General features: G+C 67.3%; 18 protein-coding genes. 10 read left to right on the top strand and 8 right to left on the bottom strand.

The window, feature by feature from the left end; translation table 11 throughout:
- Positions 1 to 2: 2 nt before the first annotated feature.
- The 4 genes from DDE13_RS00390 to DDE13_RS00375 all read right to left on the bottom strand — a co-directional run bounded on the left by DDE13_RS00390 (position 3) and on the right by DDE13_RS00375 (position 3,087).
- Positions 3 to 368 (bottom strand): hypothetical protein, encoded by a 366-nt coding sequence (locus tag DDE13_RS00390; RefSeq protein ID WP_111400758.1) that lies wholly within the window; start codon positions 366 to 368, stop codon positions 3 to 5.
- Positions 369 to 458: 90 nt separating this feature from the next.
- Complete coding sequence (locus DDE13_RS00385; RefSeq protein WP_111400757.1) at positions 459 to 1,781, bottom strand: ABC1 kinase family protein; 1,323 nt, start codon at positions 1,779 to 1,781, stop codon at positions 459 to 461.
- Positions 1,782 to 2,021: 240 nt separating this feature from the next.
- On the bottom strand, positions 2,022 to 2,387 hold the full coding sequence (locus tag DDE13_RS00380; RefSeq protein ID WP_111400756.1) for a cupin: 366 nt from the start codon (positions 2,385 to 2,387) through the stop codon (positions 2,022 to 2,024).
- 130 nt (positions 2,388 to 2,517) lie between these two features.
- Positions 2,518 to 3,087, bottom strand: coding sequence for a YceI family protein (locus DDE13_RS00375; protein ID WP_111400755.1), 570 nt, complete (start codon positions 3,085 to 3,087; stop codon positions 2,518 to 2,520).
- 341 nt (positions 3,088 to 3,428) lie between these two features.
- On the opposite strand from DDE13_RS00375, the gene DDE13_RS00370 reads away from it, so the two are divergent.
- The 8 genes from DDE13_RS00370 (at position 3,429) to DDE13_RS00335 (ending at position 8,589) form a co-directional block, all read left to right on the top strand.
- Positions 3,429 to 4,040, top strand: a complete 612-nt coding sequence (locus DDE13_RS00370; RefSeq protein WP_111400754.1) for a ribonuclease D — start codon at positions 3,429 to 3,431, stop codon at positions 4,038 to 4,040.
- Positions 4,010 to 5,002: a KpsF/GutQ family sugar-phosphate isomerase gene (locus DDE13_RS00365; protein ID WP_394340273.1), complete on the top strand. Its 993-nt coding sequence runs from the start codon at positions 4,010 to 4,012 to the stop codon at positions 5,000 to 5,002. The genes DDE13_RS00370 and DDE13_RS00365 overlap by 31 nt, the downstream gene beginning before the upstream one ends.
- A 3-nt stretch (positions 5,003 to 5,005) precedes the next feature.
- Positions 5,006 to 5,605 carry a hypothetical protein gene (locus DDE13_RS00360; protein ID WP_111400752.1) on the top strand — a complete coding sequence of 200 codons (600 nt, stop codon included), beginning with the start codon at positions 5,006 to 5,008 and terminating at the stop codon, positions 5,603 to 5,605.
- Between the two features lie 23 nt (positions 5,606 to 5,628).
- Positions 5,629 to 6,144: an LptA/OstA family protein gene (locus DDE13_RS00355; RefSeq protein ID WP_162630808.1), complete on the top strand. Its 516-nt coding sequence runs from the start codon at positions 5,629 to 5,631 to the stop codon at positions 6,142 to 6,144.
- Positions 6,141 to 6,896 carry an LPS export ABC transporter ATP-binding protein gene (gene lptB / locus DDE13_RS00350; protein WP_111400750.1) on the top strand — a complete coding sequence of 252 codons (756 nt, stop codon included), beginning with the start codon at positions 6,141 to 6,143 and terminating at the stop codon, positions 6,894 to 6,896. The genes DDE13_RS00355 and lptB overlap by 4 nt, the downstream gene beginning before the upstream one ends.
- Before the next feature lie 275 nt (positions 6,897 to 7,171).
- Complete coding sequence (gene hpf / locus DDE13_RS00345; RefSeq protein ID WP_111400749.1) at positions 7,172 to 7,747, top strand: ribosome hibernation-promoting factor, HPF/YfiA family; 576 nt, start codon at positions 7,172 to 7,174, stop codon at positions 7,745 to 7,747.
- 72 nt (positions 7,748 to 7,819) lie between these two features.
- The gene (locus tag DDE13_RS00340; protein ID WP_111400748.1) at positions 7,820 to 8,284 is read left to right on the top strand and encodes a PTS sugar transporter subunit IIA; all 465 of its coding nucleotides are present in this window, start codon (positions 7,820 to 7,822) and stop codon (positions 8,282 to 8,284) included.
- Positions 8,281 to 8,589, top strand: a complete 309-nt coding sequence (locus DDE13_RS00335) for a Flp family type IVb pilin (RefSeq protein WP_222625991.1) — start codon at positions 8,281 to 8,283, stop codon at positions 8,587 to 8,589. Before DDE13_RS00340 ends, DDE13_RS00335 begins: the two co-directional genes overlap by 4 nt.
- Positions 8,590 to 8,631: 42 nt before the next feature.
- Here DDE13_RS00335 and galU read toward each other — a convergent pair whose 3' ends face one another.
- The 4 genes from galU to DDE13_RS00315 all read right to left on the bottom strand — a co-directional run bounded on the left by galU (position 8,632) and on the right by DDE13_RS00315 (position 11,955).
- On the bottom strand, positions 8,632 to 9,525 hold the full coding sequence (gene galU / locus DDE13_RS00330; RefSeq protein ID WP_111400747.1) for a UTP--glucose-1-phosphate uridylyltransferase GalU: 894 nt from the start codon (positions 9,523 to 9,525) through the stop codon (positions 8,632 to 8,634).
- Positions 9,526 to 9,639: 114 nt separating this feature from the next.
- Positions 9,640 to 10,443, bottom strand: a complete 804-nt coding sequence (locus DDE13_RS00325; protein ID WP_111400746.1) for a 3-deoxy-manno-octulosonate cytidylyltransferase — start codon at positions 10,441 to 10,443, stop codon at positions 9,640 to 9,642.
- Positions 10,440 to 11,237 carry a 3'(2'),5'-bisphosphate nucleotidase CysQ gene (cysQ, locus tag DDE13_RS00320; RefSeq protein WP_111400831.1) on the bottom strand — a complete coding sequence of 266 codons (798 nt, stop codon included), beginning with the start codon at positions 11,235 to 11,237 and terminating at the stop codon, positions 10,440 to 10,442. Before cysQ ends, DDE13_RS00325 begins: the two co-directional genes overlap by 4 nt.
- Before the next feature lie 76 nt (positions 11,238 to 11,313).
- On the bottom strand, positions 11,314 to 11,955 hold the full coding sequence (locus tag DDE13_RS00315) for an alpha-ketoglutarate-dependent dioxygenase AlkB family protein (RefSeq protein WP_394340272.1): 642 nt from the start codon (positions 11,953 to 11,955) through the stop codon (positions 11,314 to 11,316).
- 149 nt (positions 11,956 to 12,104) lie between these two features.
- Here DDE13_RS00315 and dnaK point away from each other — a divergent pair, with 149 nt between their 5' ends.
- Entirely contained in the window at positions 12,105 to 14,021 is a 1,917-nt protein-coding gene (dnaK, locus tag DDE13_RS00310; RefSeq protein ID WP_111400745.1) for a molecular chaperone DnaK, read from the top strand.
- Between the two features lie 78 nt (positions 14,022 to 14,099).
- Positions 14,100 to 15,248: a molecular chaperone DnaJ gene (gene dnaJ, locus DDE13_RS00305; protein WP_111400744.1), complete on the top strand. Its 1,149-nt coding sequence runs from the start codon at positions 14,100 to 14,102 to the stop codon at positions 15,246 to 15,248.
- The last annotated feature ends 3 nt before the right edge of the window (positions 15,249 to 15,251 follow it).

The following is a 15,251-nucleotide window of genomic DNA, read 5'->3' as shown; positions in this document are numbered from 1 at the left end:
GATCAGCCACCCTTCATCATCGACAGGATGCGGTCGGTCGTGGCAGCGAACTCCGCGTCGCTCATGGTGCCGCGCAACTCGGCGCGCTTGCCGTCGAGTTCGACGATGATCGTCTTTTCGGACGGCCCGGCGGCCATCTGGGACAACGTGGTCTTGAGGTAGTCGAGAAGGATTTCGCCGCCGCCCGCGCTGAGGATGCTGACCCCGATGGTGCCGATCTGTTCGATCAGCCCCTTCTCGCCCGGCGCCGCCGGCAGGCGCACCAACTCGGCATCCTCTATATCGGGCAGCGTCAAGATGTCGTCCACCACGCGGCGGGACAGTTGATCGACATTGTCGGGGCCGGCGAGCGTCACCTTCAGATACATGACAGTCTCCGCCATCATGGTTAATGCGACCTCCAAGGTAGACGCGAAAGGGGCACCGGTAAAGCCGGGAAAAGAATACCCGCCAAGGGTCTACAGGTACGGTGCGAACAGGTCCGCCACCGGCACGCGGGCGCGCAGGCGGGCACCCAGCAGATACATCCCCGCCACCTTGCGCTGGATGAACAGCACGTCCATCGGGGGGATCGTGGCGAAGCTCCGATCCTCCCCCAGCGCCTGGCCCATGCGGCGCATCCGCTGCACGAAAGTCGGGTCGGCGAAATCGAACAGGCCCCCCGCGCGTAGCGGTTCCAGCGCCGAGTGGGCCATGGTGCGCAGCAGGTCGGCATGGTGTGGAGCAGTGCGGTCGTCGATGAACCCGGCATCGCGCAAGGCTCTGTCGATGCACGCGTTTTCCCCCGACAGACCGGCCCGCAGGATCGCGCGCAGACGGTCGGCGGTGGCCGGGTCGATGTCGCGCGCGGCACCGAAATCCAGCAGGACAATGCGCCCGGTTTCGGGGTCGTGGCGGTAGTTGGCGAAGTTCGGGTCGGTCTGCATCACGCCGAAGTCGAACAATTCGCGCAGGACGAGGCGGATGAGAAGCGCGGTGACCCGATTGCGCACCTCCTGCGGGGCGTCCGTCAGGGATTCCACGGGCTGACCGGGCAGGTAGGTCATGGCCAGCACGCTGTCGGTGGTCAGCGGGTCGTGCACCACCGGCAGGGCGAAGTCGGGATCGTCGGTGAGCAGGTCGCCGAAGCGGGCGAGGTAACGCGCCTCGCGGCGGTAGTCCGCTTCCTCGTGCAGCTGGCGTTTCGCCTCGGCCAGGAAGGGCGCGATATCAAGCCCTTGGGGCAGCAGGCCGGTCATGCGGATCAGGGCGCCGACATTGTCCACGTCGCTGTCGATGCTGCGGCGGACGCCGGGATACTGGACCTTGATCGCCAGATCCGTGCCGTCGGGCAGGCGCGCGCGGTGGACCTGGCCGATGGAGGCGGCGGCGATGGGGCGGACGTTGAAGCTGGCGAAGCGGGACTGGAAGCCGGGGCCCCAGGCGGCGTCGAGGACGCTCCGCAGTTGTTTCGGCGGCATGAAATCGGCGTCCTGCCGCAGGCGGGCGAGAATGTCGGCCAGTTCCGGCGGCAGGATTTCGCCGGACTCCATGGACAGAAGTTGGCCCATCTTCATCGCCGCCCCGCGCATCCGGGCAAGTTCGTCCGCGATGCGCTTGGCGTTGCCGGGCGTAAGAAGAAGATCCCTGAATTCAGGGCGTTGGCCCGCCATGGCGGCCCGCGCACCGTGGTAGGCGACGTTGCCCGCGACGCCGCCCGCCATGCCGCCAAGACGGGCAAGGCGGCTGAAGCGGCCGCTGGGGACGGCGAGGCCACGGGGGTCGGGGATGCGGTCGGTCATGGGGTTCTCTGAAGCTGCTCCGGCGGTTTGACCGGAGATAAGCCGGGCTGCCGGGAGGGCAATCGGCGTGTCGGAATCCTGTCGGAGTTTTGTAGGAGTCTTGTCGGTACGCGGGTGCGGCGGCGGCGAAGACTTTCATGCCGTCGGCGGGGATATTTCGGGGCAAAGGATCGGCGGGGCGCGTATGAGTCGCGTATGACTTTCATATGACTCCCATATGACTCGGCACGGAGGCGGCGGTCATTCGAGCTGGACGACGAGGGCTTCGAAATCGCTGTCGCCGATGACGCGGGTGTGATGGCCGCGGCCGGTCTTGTCCTCCATGTGCCAGACGGCACCGGGGCCGAGATCGCGGGCGGCGCCGTCGCTGGCGGTGACGCGGACGGTGCCCGCAAGCACCACGAGCTTCTGCCGGATGGGCGAGGGGTGGACCGGTTCGTCCCACCCGGCGCGCAGGCGCAGGAACATCACGCGGGTGGCGGGCTCGGGGTCGGAGACCTCGATGGCCTGTGCGGGCGGTGCGAAGGAGCGCTCGGTGAGCGTGACGGTCCGGTCGGACCAGACGCTGTCGCCGGACGGGGCGGCGGAAAGGTGGTGAAACTGCATGGGCGCGCTCCGGGGTTGGGGTGGAGCGAGCTTGCGCGCGGGGTGTCGTCGTGTCCAGTCAGTGGCGCGGCGGGTGCTGCCGCCGCGCCGTCAGTTGGGGCCGCATGGGCGCACGGCGCGCCCGTTCGGTTCAGGCCGGAGATGCCTCGAGCGAAATCACCACCTCGACCTCGGCCGGGATGAACGGGGTGAAGGCGCCCAGATTGAAGTTGGTCCGGTCGAGCGTCGTGGTCGCCTCGAACCCGGCGATGGGCTTGCCCTGCGGTCCGGCAGCGTTCTTGATCATGGTGGTGGACAGCGTGACTTCGTTGGTGACGCCGTTCAGGGTCAGATCGCCCGTGATGTCCGCCGTGTTTTCGCCCGTCACCGCGATGCTGGTGGACGTGAAGGTGATCATGCTGTCGGCGGCATTCTGAAAGAAATCGCCGGATTCCAGCAGATGCTGGGTGAATTCAGGCGTCACGATGATCGCCGAGGTTGGGATCTGGATCGCCACGGACGAGTTCGCCGGGTTCTCTTCGTCGAACATCAAATCGCCCTGGATGTCGAAGATGACACCGCGCGTCGTCGAGAAGCCGATATGGGACCACGACGCGACAAGTTCGCTGTGCGCGGGGTCGATCGTGTAGGGTTGCGGCTCTGCGACGGCCGCGCTGGCGGCAAGTCCGGTGGCGGCGGCGACGAGGAAAAACTGTTTCATGGATGTCCTGTGTGTTCGGGTCGGTTAGGGCGAGGTCTAGCATCCGACAGCCCGCATGTTGGCTGACAATATGCTTGCACGCGGTAACACGCGCGTGATGCCCGGGCAGGCCGTACCGAGGATGATCCGGCCCCGTGCCGCGTTTCCCCCCGTTCGGCGTGCAGGGCGAAGCCGTCTGCGGGTGATGCATGACGCGGGCCACGGCCGCGAAGGCCCGCGCGGGCCGCTTCGCAGACCTGCCGTGCGCCTGCTTTGCCCGGCGCCTGCGCCCGCGCGCGCCCTTTTGACTCCCGCCCGCGAAGGGACTACCGAGGCGCAAACCTCCAAGCACGGACGCGCGCGTGACCAATACCCTCCACAAGAACGACCTGCCCGACGGGCTGGACCTTGGCCCCGTCGTGGCCATCGATTGCGAGACCATGGGGCTGAACCCGCACCGCGACCGGCTGTGTGTCGTGCAGTTGTCGGGCGGCGACGGGAACGCCCATGTGGTGCAGATCGCCAAGGGGCAGACGGAGGCGCCGAACCTGTGCCGGATGCTGCGCGACCCGTCCGTGCTGAAGCTGTTCCACTTCGGGCGGTTCGACATCGCGGCGATGTATCATGCGTTCGGTGCGCTGGCGGCACCCGTGTATTGCACCAAGATCGCCAGCAAGCTGATCCGGACCTATACGGACCGGCACGGGCTGAAGAACCTGACGCAGGAACTTCTGGGCGTGGACCTGTCCAAGCAGCAGCAGTCGAGCGACTGGGGGGCGGCGACCCTGAGCGCCGCGCAGATCGAGTATGCGGCGTCGGACGTGCTCTACCTGCATGCGTTGCGGAAGGAACTGAACGCGCGGCTGGAGCGCGAGGGGCGGATGAAGCTGGCGCAATCCTGTTTCGATTTCCTGCCCACGCGGGCGCGGCTGGATCTGGAGGGGTGGCCGGACATGGACATCTTCAGCCATTGACCGGCGACCGGGAGACGTTCCTGGCGGCCGGGCGGCGGGTCATCGCCATCGAGGCGGCGGCGCTGACGGGGCTGGCCCACGCGCTCGACGACAGTTTCGCGGAAGCCGTGGCGCTGCTGCTGGGCGCGTCGGGCCGGGTGATCGTGTCGGGCATGGGCAAGTCGGGGCATATCGCGCGCAAGATCGCGGCGACGCTGGCCTCCACCGGCACGCCCGCGCATTTCGTGCACCCTGCCGAGGCGAGCCATGGCGACCTGGGGATGCTGGCGCGCGGCGACGTGGTGATGATGCTGTCCAATTCCGGCGAGACGCCGGAGCTGGCGGACATGATCGCCCATACGCGGCGCTTCGGCATCCCGCTGATCGGGGTGGCGCGCAAGCCGGGCAGCACGCTGTTGCGCCAGTCGGACGTGGCGCTGGTGCTGCCGCCGGCGGAGGAAGCCTGCGGGACGGGCGTGGTGCCCACGACATCGACCACCATGACGCTGGCCCTTGGCGATGCGCTGGCGGTGGCGTTGATGGAGCATCGGCAGTTCACGCCGCAGGATTTCCGGCAGTTCCATCCGGGCGGCAAGCTGGGCGCGCAACTGGCGAAGGTGTCGGACCTGATGCATAGCGGCGACGAAGTGCCGCTGGCCGGGATTGATACGCCGATGACCGAGGCGCTGATGACGATGACCGGCAAGGGGTTCGGCGTGGTCGGGGTGCTGGACGGCGGTGGCGCGCTGGCGGGGATCATCACCGATGGCGACCTGCGGCGGAACATGGACGGGTTGCTGGCGCAGCGCGCGGGCGAGGTGATGACGGCGGGGCCGAAGACGATTCAAGCGGGCGCGCTGGCACAGGAAGCCGTGCGCGCCATGGAGGATCGCAAGATCACCTGCCTGTTCGCGGTGGACGATGCGGGGGCGCTCGCGGGGATCATCACGATCCACGACTGCCTGCGCGCCGGCGTGGTGTGACGGGTGCCCCAGGGGCGGCGCTACAGTCTCGCGGTGCGGGCGGCCAAGCTGGTGCTGCCGCTGGTGGCGATTGGACTGCTGGCGCTACTGGTGTTGCTGGCGCGGCAGACGCCGGAGGGGGAGCCGCTGCGCTTCGTCACCGGGGAGATTGGCGCGCTGGTGGAAACCCAGCAGCTGGGCCGCCCGCGCCATGCGGCGGTGACGGATGACGGCGGCGAGGTGACGATCACCGCCGCGCGGTTCGTGCCCGACCCCACGCGCGACCGGGTCACGCTGGGCGAGGACGTGGCCGCCACGCTGACCATGCCGGACGGGGCGATGTACGATATCACGGCCCGGGCGGGCGAACTGGACGATCCGGCGATGCTGTCGACCCTGCGCGGCGACGTGATCGCGGTCACGACCGAGGGCGCGGTGCTGCGGACCGAGGCGCTGCGGATGCGCAACGACCGGAGCTACCTGGAAAGCCTGGCGCCGGTGCGGATCGATGCGGAGATGGGGTTTCTGGAGGCCGGGCGGATGGAGGTGTTCACCTCCCCCGGCGCGGAACGGCAGACCCGAATTGTGTTCACCGGCGGCGTCCGGCTGCTATATACCCCCTGATGGGGTCTGGAAGGGGGTCGCGGATGCGCGGGCGAAATTGGGTGCTGGCAGCGGTTGTCGCCGTGGCGCAGACGGCCGGCGCCGTGGCCCAGACCGGCGGCGCGACCACGGGCGGATTTCGCAACGACGATCCCGATGCGCCGGTCGAGGTCACGGCGGAACGGCTGGACCTGGAACGCGACGCGGGCACGGCGCTGTTCACCGGCAACGTCGTGGCGGTGCAGGGCGACATGCGGCTGACGGCGGACTGGGTTCTGGTGGAATACATGCTCAACCCCGACGGCACGCTGGGCGAGGATATCGACCGGATCACCGCGCGCGACAACGTGCTGCTGGTGACACCGGAGGAGGCCGCGGAGGGCAACGAGGCGATCTATACCCTGCGCACCAACGAGGTCGTGATGACCGGCGACGTGATCCTGACGCAGGGCGGCAACACCGTGGCGGGCGACCGGCTGGTGGTGGACATGGAGACCGGCATCGGCGAGGTGCAGGGCCGCGTGCGCACCGTGCTGCAGCCCGAGCGGACGCAGGAATGACGGCCCCGCTGACCATGACCGAGGGAACGGCGGGCCTGCGCGTGATTGGCCTGCGCAAGAGTTACCGCAAGCGGCCGGTGATCCGCGACGTATCGCTGGAACTGCGCCGGGGGGAGGTCGTGGCGCTGCTGGGGCCGAACGGATCGGGCAAGACCACGTGCTTTTACTGCATCGCGGGGCTGGTCACGCCTGAGGGGGGGCAGGTGATGGTGGACGGGCGCGACGTGACGCTGCTGCCCATGTACCGCCGTGCGAAGCTGGGGATCGGCTATCTGCCGCAGGAGGTCAGCATCTTCCGCGGCCTGAGCGTGGAGGACAACATCCTCGCCATCCTCGAGATCGCGACGGAGGACCGCACGACCCGCAGCGAACGGCTGGAGGAGTTGCTGGCGGAGTTTTCAATCGGCCACCTGCGCCGCGCGCGGGCGCTGTCGCTGTCGGGCGGCGAACGGCGAAGGGTGGAAATCGCGCGCTGCCTGGCGGCGAATCCCCGATACGTGCTGATGGACGAACCTTTCGCGGGGGTCGATCCGATCGCGGTGGGCGACATCCGGGCGCTGGTGACGGCGCTGAAATCGCGGGGCATCGGGGTGCTCATCACCGATCACAACGTGCGCGAGACGCTGGAGATCGTGGACCGGGCCTATATCCTGCATGACGGCACGGTGCTGATGAGCGGCACGACCGAGGACGTGGTGCGCAACGAGAACGTGCGCCGCGTCTACCTAGGGCAGGGGTTCCGGATCGACTGACCGCGAGGGGCGCACAAGGGGCACGGCGATTGACATGGGGCAGGGTTCTGGCTCCAAATGAAGGGACGGAAGCGGGAACAGGCTTCCCGGGCGCAGATTTGCCAACGACCTGCCGATGGCTTGCCGCCGATCGGGCGCCATGGCAGACCGGTCGCCACGGGACGAGGAGTTCAGCGGTGCGGCAAGCACCCGGATTAAGGGGACCTTAACCCCCGCGCCACAGGATCGGGACGCGACCGGTGGTGCGAAACAAGAAGAACGGCGCAGGAGGACACATGCGTTACCAGATCACCGGGAAACATATCGACATCGGCGAGGCATTGCAGACCCATGTTCAGACCGAACTGGGGGCTGTCATGGAAAAGTATTCCCAGCGCCCCACCGAGGCCGTCGTGGTGTTCTCGAAATCGGGGCAGGAATACCTGTGCGAGGCCACGGTGCATCTGTCCACCGGCCTGACGGTCAGCGCCAAGGCCCACGCCTTCGAGATCTATCCGAGCTTCGAGTCCTGCTGCGAGAAGATGGACAAGCAGTTGCGCCGCTACAAGCGCAGGTTGAAGGATCACCACAAGGACCGCGCCCAGCCGGTTGAAGCCTTCGGCGCTTCGTCGTATGTGATCGCCGCAAGCGAAGTCGAAGCGGACGACGAACCCGAGACGCTCACGCCGGTCATCATCGCGGAAATGCAGACGCGGATCCCGTCCATCTCGGTGGGCGAAGCCGTCATGCAGATGGAACTGGCCGAGGCGCCCGTTCTGGTTTTCCGCAACGAGGGCACATCGGGGGTCAACGTGGTTTATCGGCGGGACGACGGCAATATCGGGTGGATCGAGCCCGAGCGCGCCAGTTGAAGAACGTTCCGGTCGGCCGCGAAGGGGTTGCGTCCGGGGCCGGGCGGAACACGGACAGGAAAGCCTGACGACATGAACCTTGGGTCCATACTGAAACCGGAAGCGGTGCGCGTTCTGGGCAGTGTCACAAGCAAGAAACGGCTGATGCGCGATCTGAGTGACGTGGCCGCCGCCTGCTATGACATCGATTCCGAAGCCGCGATGGCCGCGTTGCAGGACCGCGAGAGCATCGGCCCGACCGGGGTCGGCAATGGCGTGGCGTTGCCCCATGCGCGGATTCCGGGGCTCGACCGGGTGGCGGGCGTGTTCATGAAGCTGGACCGCCCCGTATCTTTCGACGCCGTGGACCGGGTTCCGGTTGACCTGGTGTTCGGGCTGTTCGCGCCCGAGGACAGCGGCGTGCATCATCTCAAGGCGCTGGCGCTGGTGGCCCGCGCGCTGCGGCAGACGAAGGTGCAGATGAAGCTGCGCGCCAATGACGATCCGCTGACGCTGCATGCGATCCTCGTGGATGCGCAGGAAAGCGAGGCGGCGTGACCGTTTCGCGGCAACCCGGCCCACCCCGCGCCGGCCATGGCACCCGGACCCGCGGACTCCTGGGGTTCGGGGCATCCACGCGCGGCGCGACGGCGGTCGAGTACGGGCTTTTCGTGTCGCTGGTCGCGCTTGCGATCGCGGCGGGGGTCGTCGCGATCGGTGTGGATATCGGGGACGTGTTCCGGACCATCGGGGCCCGCTTCGATCCGGCGTCTGCGCCCACCGATGAAGCCCCCGACACTTCGTCGGAATCGGGCGGCGACTGGATCATGGTGCGTCCGGGCGGAGTCGTCGAACGCCGGTAACCCAGGGCGACCACCGGCAATTCGGGGGTGCGCCGCGGCCGGTCACTCTGCCGCGTGCAGGCTTCCCATGATGTCGTTCAGGAAGGCTTCGAATTCCTCGGACAGTTCCGGGCGCGACAGGCCGAAGGCCACCGTCGCCTGGAGGAAGCCGGCCTTGGAGCCGCAATCGAACCGCTGGCCGCTGAAGCGGTAGCCATGCACGCCGGGCGTGCCGCCGATTTCCTGCGCGATGGCGTCGGTGAGCTGGATTTCCCCGCCCGCGCCCGCGCGCATGTCGTTGAGATTCTCCAGCACCTTCGGCGTCAGGATGTAGCGCCCGATCACGGCGAGGTTCGACGGCGCGTCCTCGGCCTTGGGCTTTTCCACCATGCCCTTGGCGGTCACGATGTTGCCGCGGCTTTCGGCGATGTCGAGCACGCCATAGGCCGACACCTTGTCGTTCGGCACTTCCATCGCGGCCACCATGCAGCCGCCCGTTTCGGCATAGGCTTCGACCATCTGCTGAAGGCATGCCTTGTCCGCCGCGATCACGTCGTCGGGCAGCAGAACGGCGAAGGGTTCGTCGCCGATCAGGCGCCGCGCGCACCACACGGCATGGCCTAGCCCGAGCGCTTCGCGCTGGCGAACATAGGCGATGGCGCCCGAGGGCATGTCGGTTTTCTTGAGCGCGTCGAGCAGGGCGGTCTTGTTCTTGGCCTTGAGCGTTTCCTCGAGCTGCGGGGCCGCGTCGAAATAGTCTTCGAGCGCGGACTTGCCGCGGGAGGTGACGAAGATGAACTCTTCGATCCCGGCGTCGCGCGCTTCGTCGATGGCGTACTGGATCAGCGGCCTGTCCACGAGGGTCATGATTTCCTTGGGGATGGACTTGGTTGCGGGCAGGAACCGCGTGCCGAGCCCGGCGACCGGAAAGACTGCCTTGGATACCTTGCGTGTCATGGCCTGACCTTTTTACCCTTTACGTCTAAAGCAGCGCGATCTTGCGTCGGGCTGCATGGAATTGCAACGGCAGTACTTTCCGCCACGGCACCGGTTACGGGGCTGGCGCGCGCGTCAGACCGCACCCGGCACATCCGCGAGGATCGCTTCGATGCGGGCGACATCCGCGGGATTGTTGAGTTCCCAGAAGCTGCGCCCGCGCGCCGCGACCTCGACGCAATGGACGGAGCAGCCGTTTTCCATGAAGCGGAGCTGTTCGAGCCCTTCGAGCCGTTCCAGCGGTCCTTCGGGCAGGGCGCGGTAGGCGCGCAGCGCGTCCGGGCGATAGGCGTAGACACCGACATGGTGGAAGACGGGCGTGTCCGCGTCGTCGGGATAGTCGCGCCCGGTGTAGGGGATGACTTCCTTGGAGAAATAGAGCGCGCGGCTGTCCGTGCCGAAGACGGCGGTGGTGCCGCCGACGCGCCCCGCCGCGCGGTCGTCGCGGAAGCCGCGCAGGGCGCGCCCGTCGCAGCGCAGGACCGGCGTGGCCACCTGCGCGTCGGGGTTGGCGCGCAGGGCTGCGACCAGGTCCTCGACGAACCATGGCGGGGTGAGCGGGGCGTCGCCCTGGAGGTTCACGACGATCTCGGTCACGACATCGAGCCGGTCGATAAGGTCCGCGCAACGTTCCGTGCCGTTGGCGCAGGCGGGGTCGGTCATGGCCACCTCGGCCCCGAAGCCGCGGGCGGCCTCGGCGATGCGGTCGTCGTCGGTGGCCACCACCACCCGATCCGCGCCCTGCACCGACATCGCGGCACGCCACGACCGTTCGATCAGGGTCCGGGCCACCCCGTCCGGCCCGCGCAGCGGCACCAGCGGCTTGCCCGGATAGCGGGTGGAGGCGTAGCGCGCCGGGATGGCGATCAGGACGCTCATGCCGGTTTCAGCGCTACGCCCGGTGCGTGGGCGATGAAGAACGGGTTCTCGTAGCCCGGCTTGCCATAGGTCAGCGGGGTGTGATCGTCGAAGCGCACTGTCGTGCCCCCTGCCCCGCGCAGCACGGCATCGCCCGCGGCGGTATCCCATTCCATCGTGCGCCCGAGGCGCGGATAGAGATCGGCTTCCCCGGTGGCGACGAGGCAGAGCTTCAGCGAGGATCCGGCGCTGGTCATGTCGCGCACGGCGTACTTGCCGATATAGGCGTCGGTGGCAGCGTCCCGGTGGCTTTTCGATGCCACCACCATCAGCGCGTCATTGTCGGGCGTGCCGACCTGCACCGGGCGGGTGGCGCCGGGCGTGTCGGGGTCGAAGGGGCCCGTTTCCTCCACCGTGCGGCCATCGGCGCGGGTGTAGAACAGCCTGTCCTTCGCGGGCGCGTAGACCACGCCGCGGATCGGTGTGCCGTTTTCCACATAGGCGATGTTCACGGTAAAATCGCCGCGGCGCTGGACGAATTCCTTGGTGCCGTCCAGCGGATCGACGATCAGGAAGCTGTCCGCTGTCTGGCCGTGGGTGCCCGCCTGTTCCTCGGTCACGAGCAGGACATCGGGAAAGGCCGCGCGCAGGCCGGTGGAGATATGGGCGTCAGCACGTTCGTCCGCCTCGGTCACCGGGCTGTCGTCGCCCTTGGCGCGGACTTCGAAATCGGAGCTGCGATAGACCTCGAGGATGAGCGCACCGGCTTCGATCGCCAACCGGCGCATCACGCCTTCGAGCTTGGCATGATCCATCTTCACCCCCGTATCACCGACACACGCGCCGCGATGCTGCGGCTGCACACATGCCAGCTTCATACGCGGGATGGGGTCATGTGACAATGCGCAAGGTAAGGTTGATCCGCCCGCCCTTCGGCAGAAGCGCGCTGGTGCCGAAACGGATGCGGTCGATCCCGTGATAGGCCATACGCCCCGGCCCCGCGAGCACGACGACATCGCCGGACCGCAGCCAGACCGACCGGGTCGGCCCGCCGCGCGTCGTGCCGCCGACCCGGAAAAGCGCATCGTCGCCCAGGCTGACGGACAGCACCGGCTGGGTCAGGTCGGCCTCGTCCCGGTCCTGGTGCAGGCCCATGCGCGCGCCTTCGGTATAGAAGTTCACGAGACAGCAATCGGGGTCGCGGGACGCGGGCAGCAGGTCACGCCACAGCGCGAGCAGCCGTGCGGGAATCGGCGGCCAGTCCACGCCCGACGGGTGGCGCGGGTCGTAGCGATAGCCCGCCCGGTCAGACACCCAGCCGCAGCGCCCTGCGGATGTCATGCGCACCGACATCGGCTTTCCGCGCGGCGTCGTCGGCGTGAAGAACGGTGCGGCGGCCGCCACGGCGCGCAGATCCGCCACGAGTGCGGCCTGTTCGTCCGGTGCGATCCGGCCCGGATGCACCTGCACACCGTTCAGATCGAGCGGCCGGCCCGCGCCATCCGCGCCCGAAAATGTCGGTTTTGTCGCCAAATCCGCGTTTCCCCCGTTCTTGCAGGCCCCAGACCCCGCGCTTATATACCCCGCAGTCCGCCGGAGACATCCGGCACAGTCAACAGCCACGGGATAGGGGACGGCGCCGCAGTCGGGCCATCCCCGCAATCGCCAAGGAAAGGTAAGCCATGGGCAAAGTCATCGGTATCGACCTCGGGACCACGAACTCCTGCGTCGCCATCATGGATGGGTCGCAAGGCCGGGTCATCGAGAATTCAGAAGGCGCGCGTACAACGCCCTCCATCGTCGCCTTCACGGAAAACGAACGCCTGGTCGGCCAGCCCGCCAAGCGCCAGGCCGTCACCAACCCCGACAACACCATCTTTGCCGTCAAGCGCCTGATCGGGCGCCGTTTCGACGACAGCGACATCGCCAAGGACAAGAAGAACCTGCCCTTCACGGTCGTCGATGGTGGCAATGGCGACGCATGGGTCGAAGCCCGCGGCGAGAAATATTCGCCCAGCCAGATTTCCGCGTTCATCCTCGGCAAGATGAAGGAAACCGCCGAAAGCTATCTTGGCGAGGAAGTGACGCAGGCCGTCATCACCGTGCCCGCCTATTTCAACGACGCCCAGCGGCAGGCGACCAAGGACGCGGGCAAGATCGCGGGCCTCGAGGTGCTGCGGATCATCAACGAACCGACCGCGGCCGCGCTGGCCTACGGGCTCGACAAGAAAGAGGCCAAGACGATCGCCGTCTATGACCTTGGCGGCGGCACGTTCGACGTGACCATCCTGGAAATCGACGACGGGCTGTTCGAGGTGAAGTCCACCAACGGGGACACGTTCCTTGGCGGTGAAGACTTCGACATGCGGATCGTCAACTACCTCGCCGGCGAGTTCAAGAAAGAGCACGGCGTGGACCTGACGCAGGACAAGATGGCCCTGCAGCGGCTGAAGGAAGCCGCCGAGAAGGCCAAGATCGAACTCTCCTCGGCCAGCCAGACGGAAATCAACCAGCCGTTCATCTCGATGGGCAGCAACGGTCAGCCGCTGCACATGGTCATGAAACTGACCCGCGCCAAGCTGGAAAGCCTTGTGGGCGATCTCATCAAGGCGTCGATCAAGCCGTGCCAGGCGGCGCTGAAGGATGCGGGCCTGTCCGTGGGCGATATCGACGAGGTGGTCCTGGTCGGCGGCATGACGCGCATGCCCAAGGTGATGGAAGAGGTCACAAAGTTCTTCGGCAAGGAACCGCACAAGGGCGTCAACCCGGACGAAGTCGTGGCGCTGGGTGCGGCGATCCAGGCGGGTGTGCTGCAGGGCGACGTGAAGGACGTGGTCCTGCTCGACGTGACGCCGCTGAGCCTTGGCATCGAGACTCTGGGCGGGGTGTTCACGCGCCTGATCGACCGCAACACGACGATCCCCACGAAGAAATCGCAGATCTTCTCCACCGCCGAGGACAACCAGTCGGCCGTGACGATCCGCGTTTTCCAGGGGGAGCGCGAGATGGCGTCGGACAACAAGATGCTGGCCCAGTTCAACCTTGAACAGATTCCGCCCGCACCGCGCGGCATGCCGCAGATCGAGGTGACCTTCGACATCAACGCCGACGGCATCGTGTCGGTCAGCGCGAAGGACAAGGGCACCGGCAAGGAGCAGAAGATCACGATCCAGGCGTCGGGCGGCCTGACCGAGGACGAGATCGAACAGATGGTCAAGGACGCGGAGGCCAATGCCGAGGCGGACAAGTCCCGCAAGGAGCTGGTGGAAGCCCGCAACCAGGCCGAAAGCCTGATCCATTCGACCAAGAAGTCGCTCGAAGAGCATGGCGACAAGGTCGATCCGACCACGGTCGAGGCGATCGAGTTCGCCATCACGGCGCTGGAAGAAGCGCTGGAGAAGGACGACGCGGCCAAGATCAAGTCCGGCATCCAGAACGTCATGGAAGCGTCCATGAAGCTGGGCGAAGCGATCTACAAGGCGCAGACCGCCGAGGGCGGATCGGACGGCGATGACGATGGCGACGGCCCGAACGGGTCGGACGAGGACATCGTGGATGCCGATTTCGAAGACCTCGGCGAGGACAAGCGCGCCTCCTGAGCGCGGTGACATGGGGGGACCGGTTCCGGTGCGCGTTGCCGGGGCCGGTCCCTTGCATTTCCAAGGGGACACCCGCGAATGGCGAAACGTGACTATTACGACATCCTGGGCGTGGCGCGCGGCGCATCGCCGGATGACATCAAGAAGGCCTATCGCCAGAAGGCCAAGGAATTCCATCCGGACCGCAACGCCGACAACCCGGATGCGGAGCCGAAGTTCAAGGAAGCCAACGAAGCCTACGAGGTTCTGAAGGACGCCGACAAGAAGGCGGCCTATGACCGGTTCGGCCATGCGGCCTTCGAAGGCGGCACGGGGGGCGGCCCGCGCGGCGGCGGCGGCGCGGGGCAGGCGGATTTCGCCTCGGCCTTTTCCGACGTGTTCGACGATCTCTTCGGCGATTTCATGGGCGGCAACGGGCGCGGCGGTGCCCGGCAGCGCGCGGCGCGCGGATCGGATCTGCGCTACAACCTGCGCATCTCGCTCGAAGACGCCTATCGCGGCTTGCAGAAGACGATCAACGTGCCCTCTGCCGTGGCCTGCGGGTCGTGCAACGGCACGGGCGCCGAGGGCGGATCGGAACCCGTCACCTGCCCGACCTGTTCGGGTATGGGCAAGGTGCGCGCGCAGCAGGGTTTCTTCACGGTGGAACGCACCTGCCCGACCTGTTCGGGGCTGGGCCAGATCATCAAGAACCCCTGCGGCGCCTGCCGCGGCACGGGCCGGGTCGAAAAGGACCGCGCGCTGTCGGTGAACATCCCAGCGGGCGTGGAAACCGGCACGCGCATCCGGCTGGCGGGCGAAGGCGAAGCGGGCATGCGCGGCGGGCCGACAGGGGACTTGTACATCTTCATCGACGTGGCGGACCATGCGCTGTTCCAGCGTGACGGCGTCAACCTGTTCTGCCGGGTGCCCGTCGCGATGACGACCGCGGCACTGGGCGGCGACGTGGAGGTGCCGACCATCGACGGCGGGCGCGCGCGGGTGAAGGTGCCGGCGGGCAGCCAGTCGGGCCGCCAGATGCGCCTGCGCGGCAAGGGCATGCCCGCCCTGCGCGGCGGCGGCACGGGCGACATGTTCATCGAGATGGCGGTGGAAACCCCCGTGAACCTGACCGGCAAGCAGAAGGAACTGCTGCGCCAGTTCGAGGCGGAATCGGGCGACAACCATCCCGAGGGCGACAGTTTCTTCACCAAGGTGAAGGGCTTCTGGGACAGCATGAAAAGCTGACCT

It is taken from the genome of Meridianimarinicoccus zhengii, assembly GCF_003254465.1.
Classification (GTDB): domain Bacteria; phylum Pseudomonadota; class Alphaproteobacteria; order Rhodobacterales; family Rhodobacteraceae; genus Meridianimarinicoccus; species Meridianimarinicoccus zhengii.
The sequence above is the reverse complement of the archived record's forward strand: the minus strand, read 5'-3'. Positions and strand labels throughout refer to the sequence as shown.

Excerpts from the sequence above, each read along its gene's own strand:
- DDE13_RS00390 (WP_111400758.1), bottom strand. The coding sequence starts at position 368 with ATGTATCTGAAGGTGACGCTCGCCGGCCCCGACAATGTCGATCAACTG.
- DDE13_RS00385 (WP_111400757.1), bottom strand. The coding sequence starts at position 1,781 with ATGACCGACCGCATCCCCGACCCCCGTGGCCTCGCCGTCCCCAGCGGC.
- DDE13_RS00380 (WP_111400756.1), bottom strand. The coding sequence starts at position 2,387 with ATGCAGTTTCACCACCTTTCCGCCGCCCCGTCCGGCGACAGCGTCTGG.
- DDE13_RS00375 (WP_111400755.1), bottom strand. The coding sequence starts at position 3,087 with ATGAAACAGTTTTTCCTCGTCGCCGCCGCCACCGGACTTGCCGCCAGC.
- DDE13_RS00355 (WP_162630808.1), top strand. The coding sequence starts at position 5,629 with ATGCGCGGGCGAAATTGGGTGCTGGCAGCGGTTGTCGCCGTGGCGCAG.
- lptB (WP_111400750.1), top strand. The coding sequence starts at position 6,141 with ATGACGGCCCCGCTGACCATGACCGAGGGAACGGCGGGCCTGCGCGTG.
- hpf (WP_111400749.1), top strand. The coding sequence starts at position 7,172 with ATGCGTTACCAGATCACCGGGAAACATATCGACATCGGCGAGGCATTG.
- DDE13_RS00340 (WP_111400748.1), top strand. The coding sequence starts at position 7,820 with ATGAACCTTGGGTCCATACTGAAACCGGAAGCGGTGCGCGTTCTGGGC.
- galU (WP_111400747.1), bottom strand. The coding sequence starts at position 9,525 with ATGACACGCAAGGTATCCAAGGCAGTCTTTCCGGTCGCCGGGCTCGGC.
- DDE13_RS00325 (WP_111400746.1), bottom strand. The coding sequence starts at position 10,443 with ATGAGCGTCCTGATCGCCATCCCGGCGCGCTACGCCTCCACCCGCTAT.
- cysQ (WP_111400831.1), bottom strand. The coding sequence starts at position 11,237 with ATGGATCATGCCAAGCTCGAAGGCGTGATGCGCCGGTTGGCGATCGAA.
- dnaK (WP_111400745.1), top strand. The coding sequence starts at position 12,105 with ATGGGCAAAGTCATCGGTATCGACCTCGGGACCACGAACTCCTGCGTC.
- dnaJ (WP_111400744.1), top strand. The coding sequence starts at position 14,100 with ATGGCGAAACGTGACTATTACGACATCCTGGGCGTGGCGCGCGGCGCA.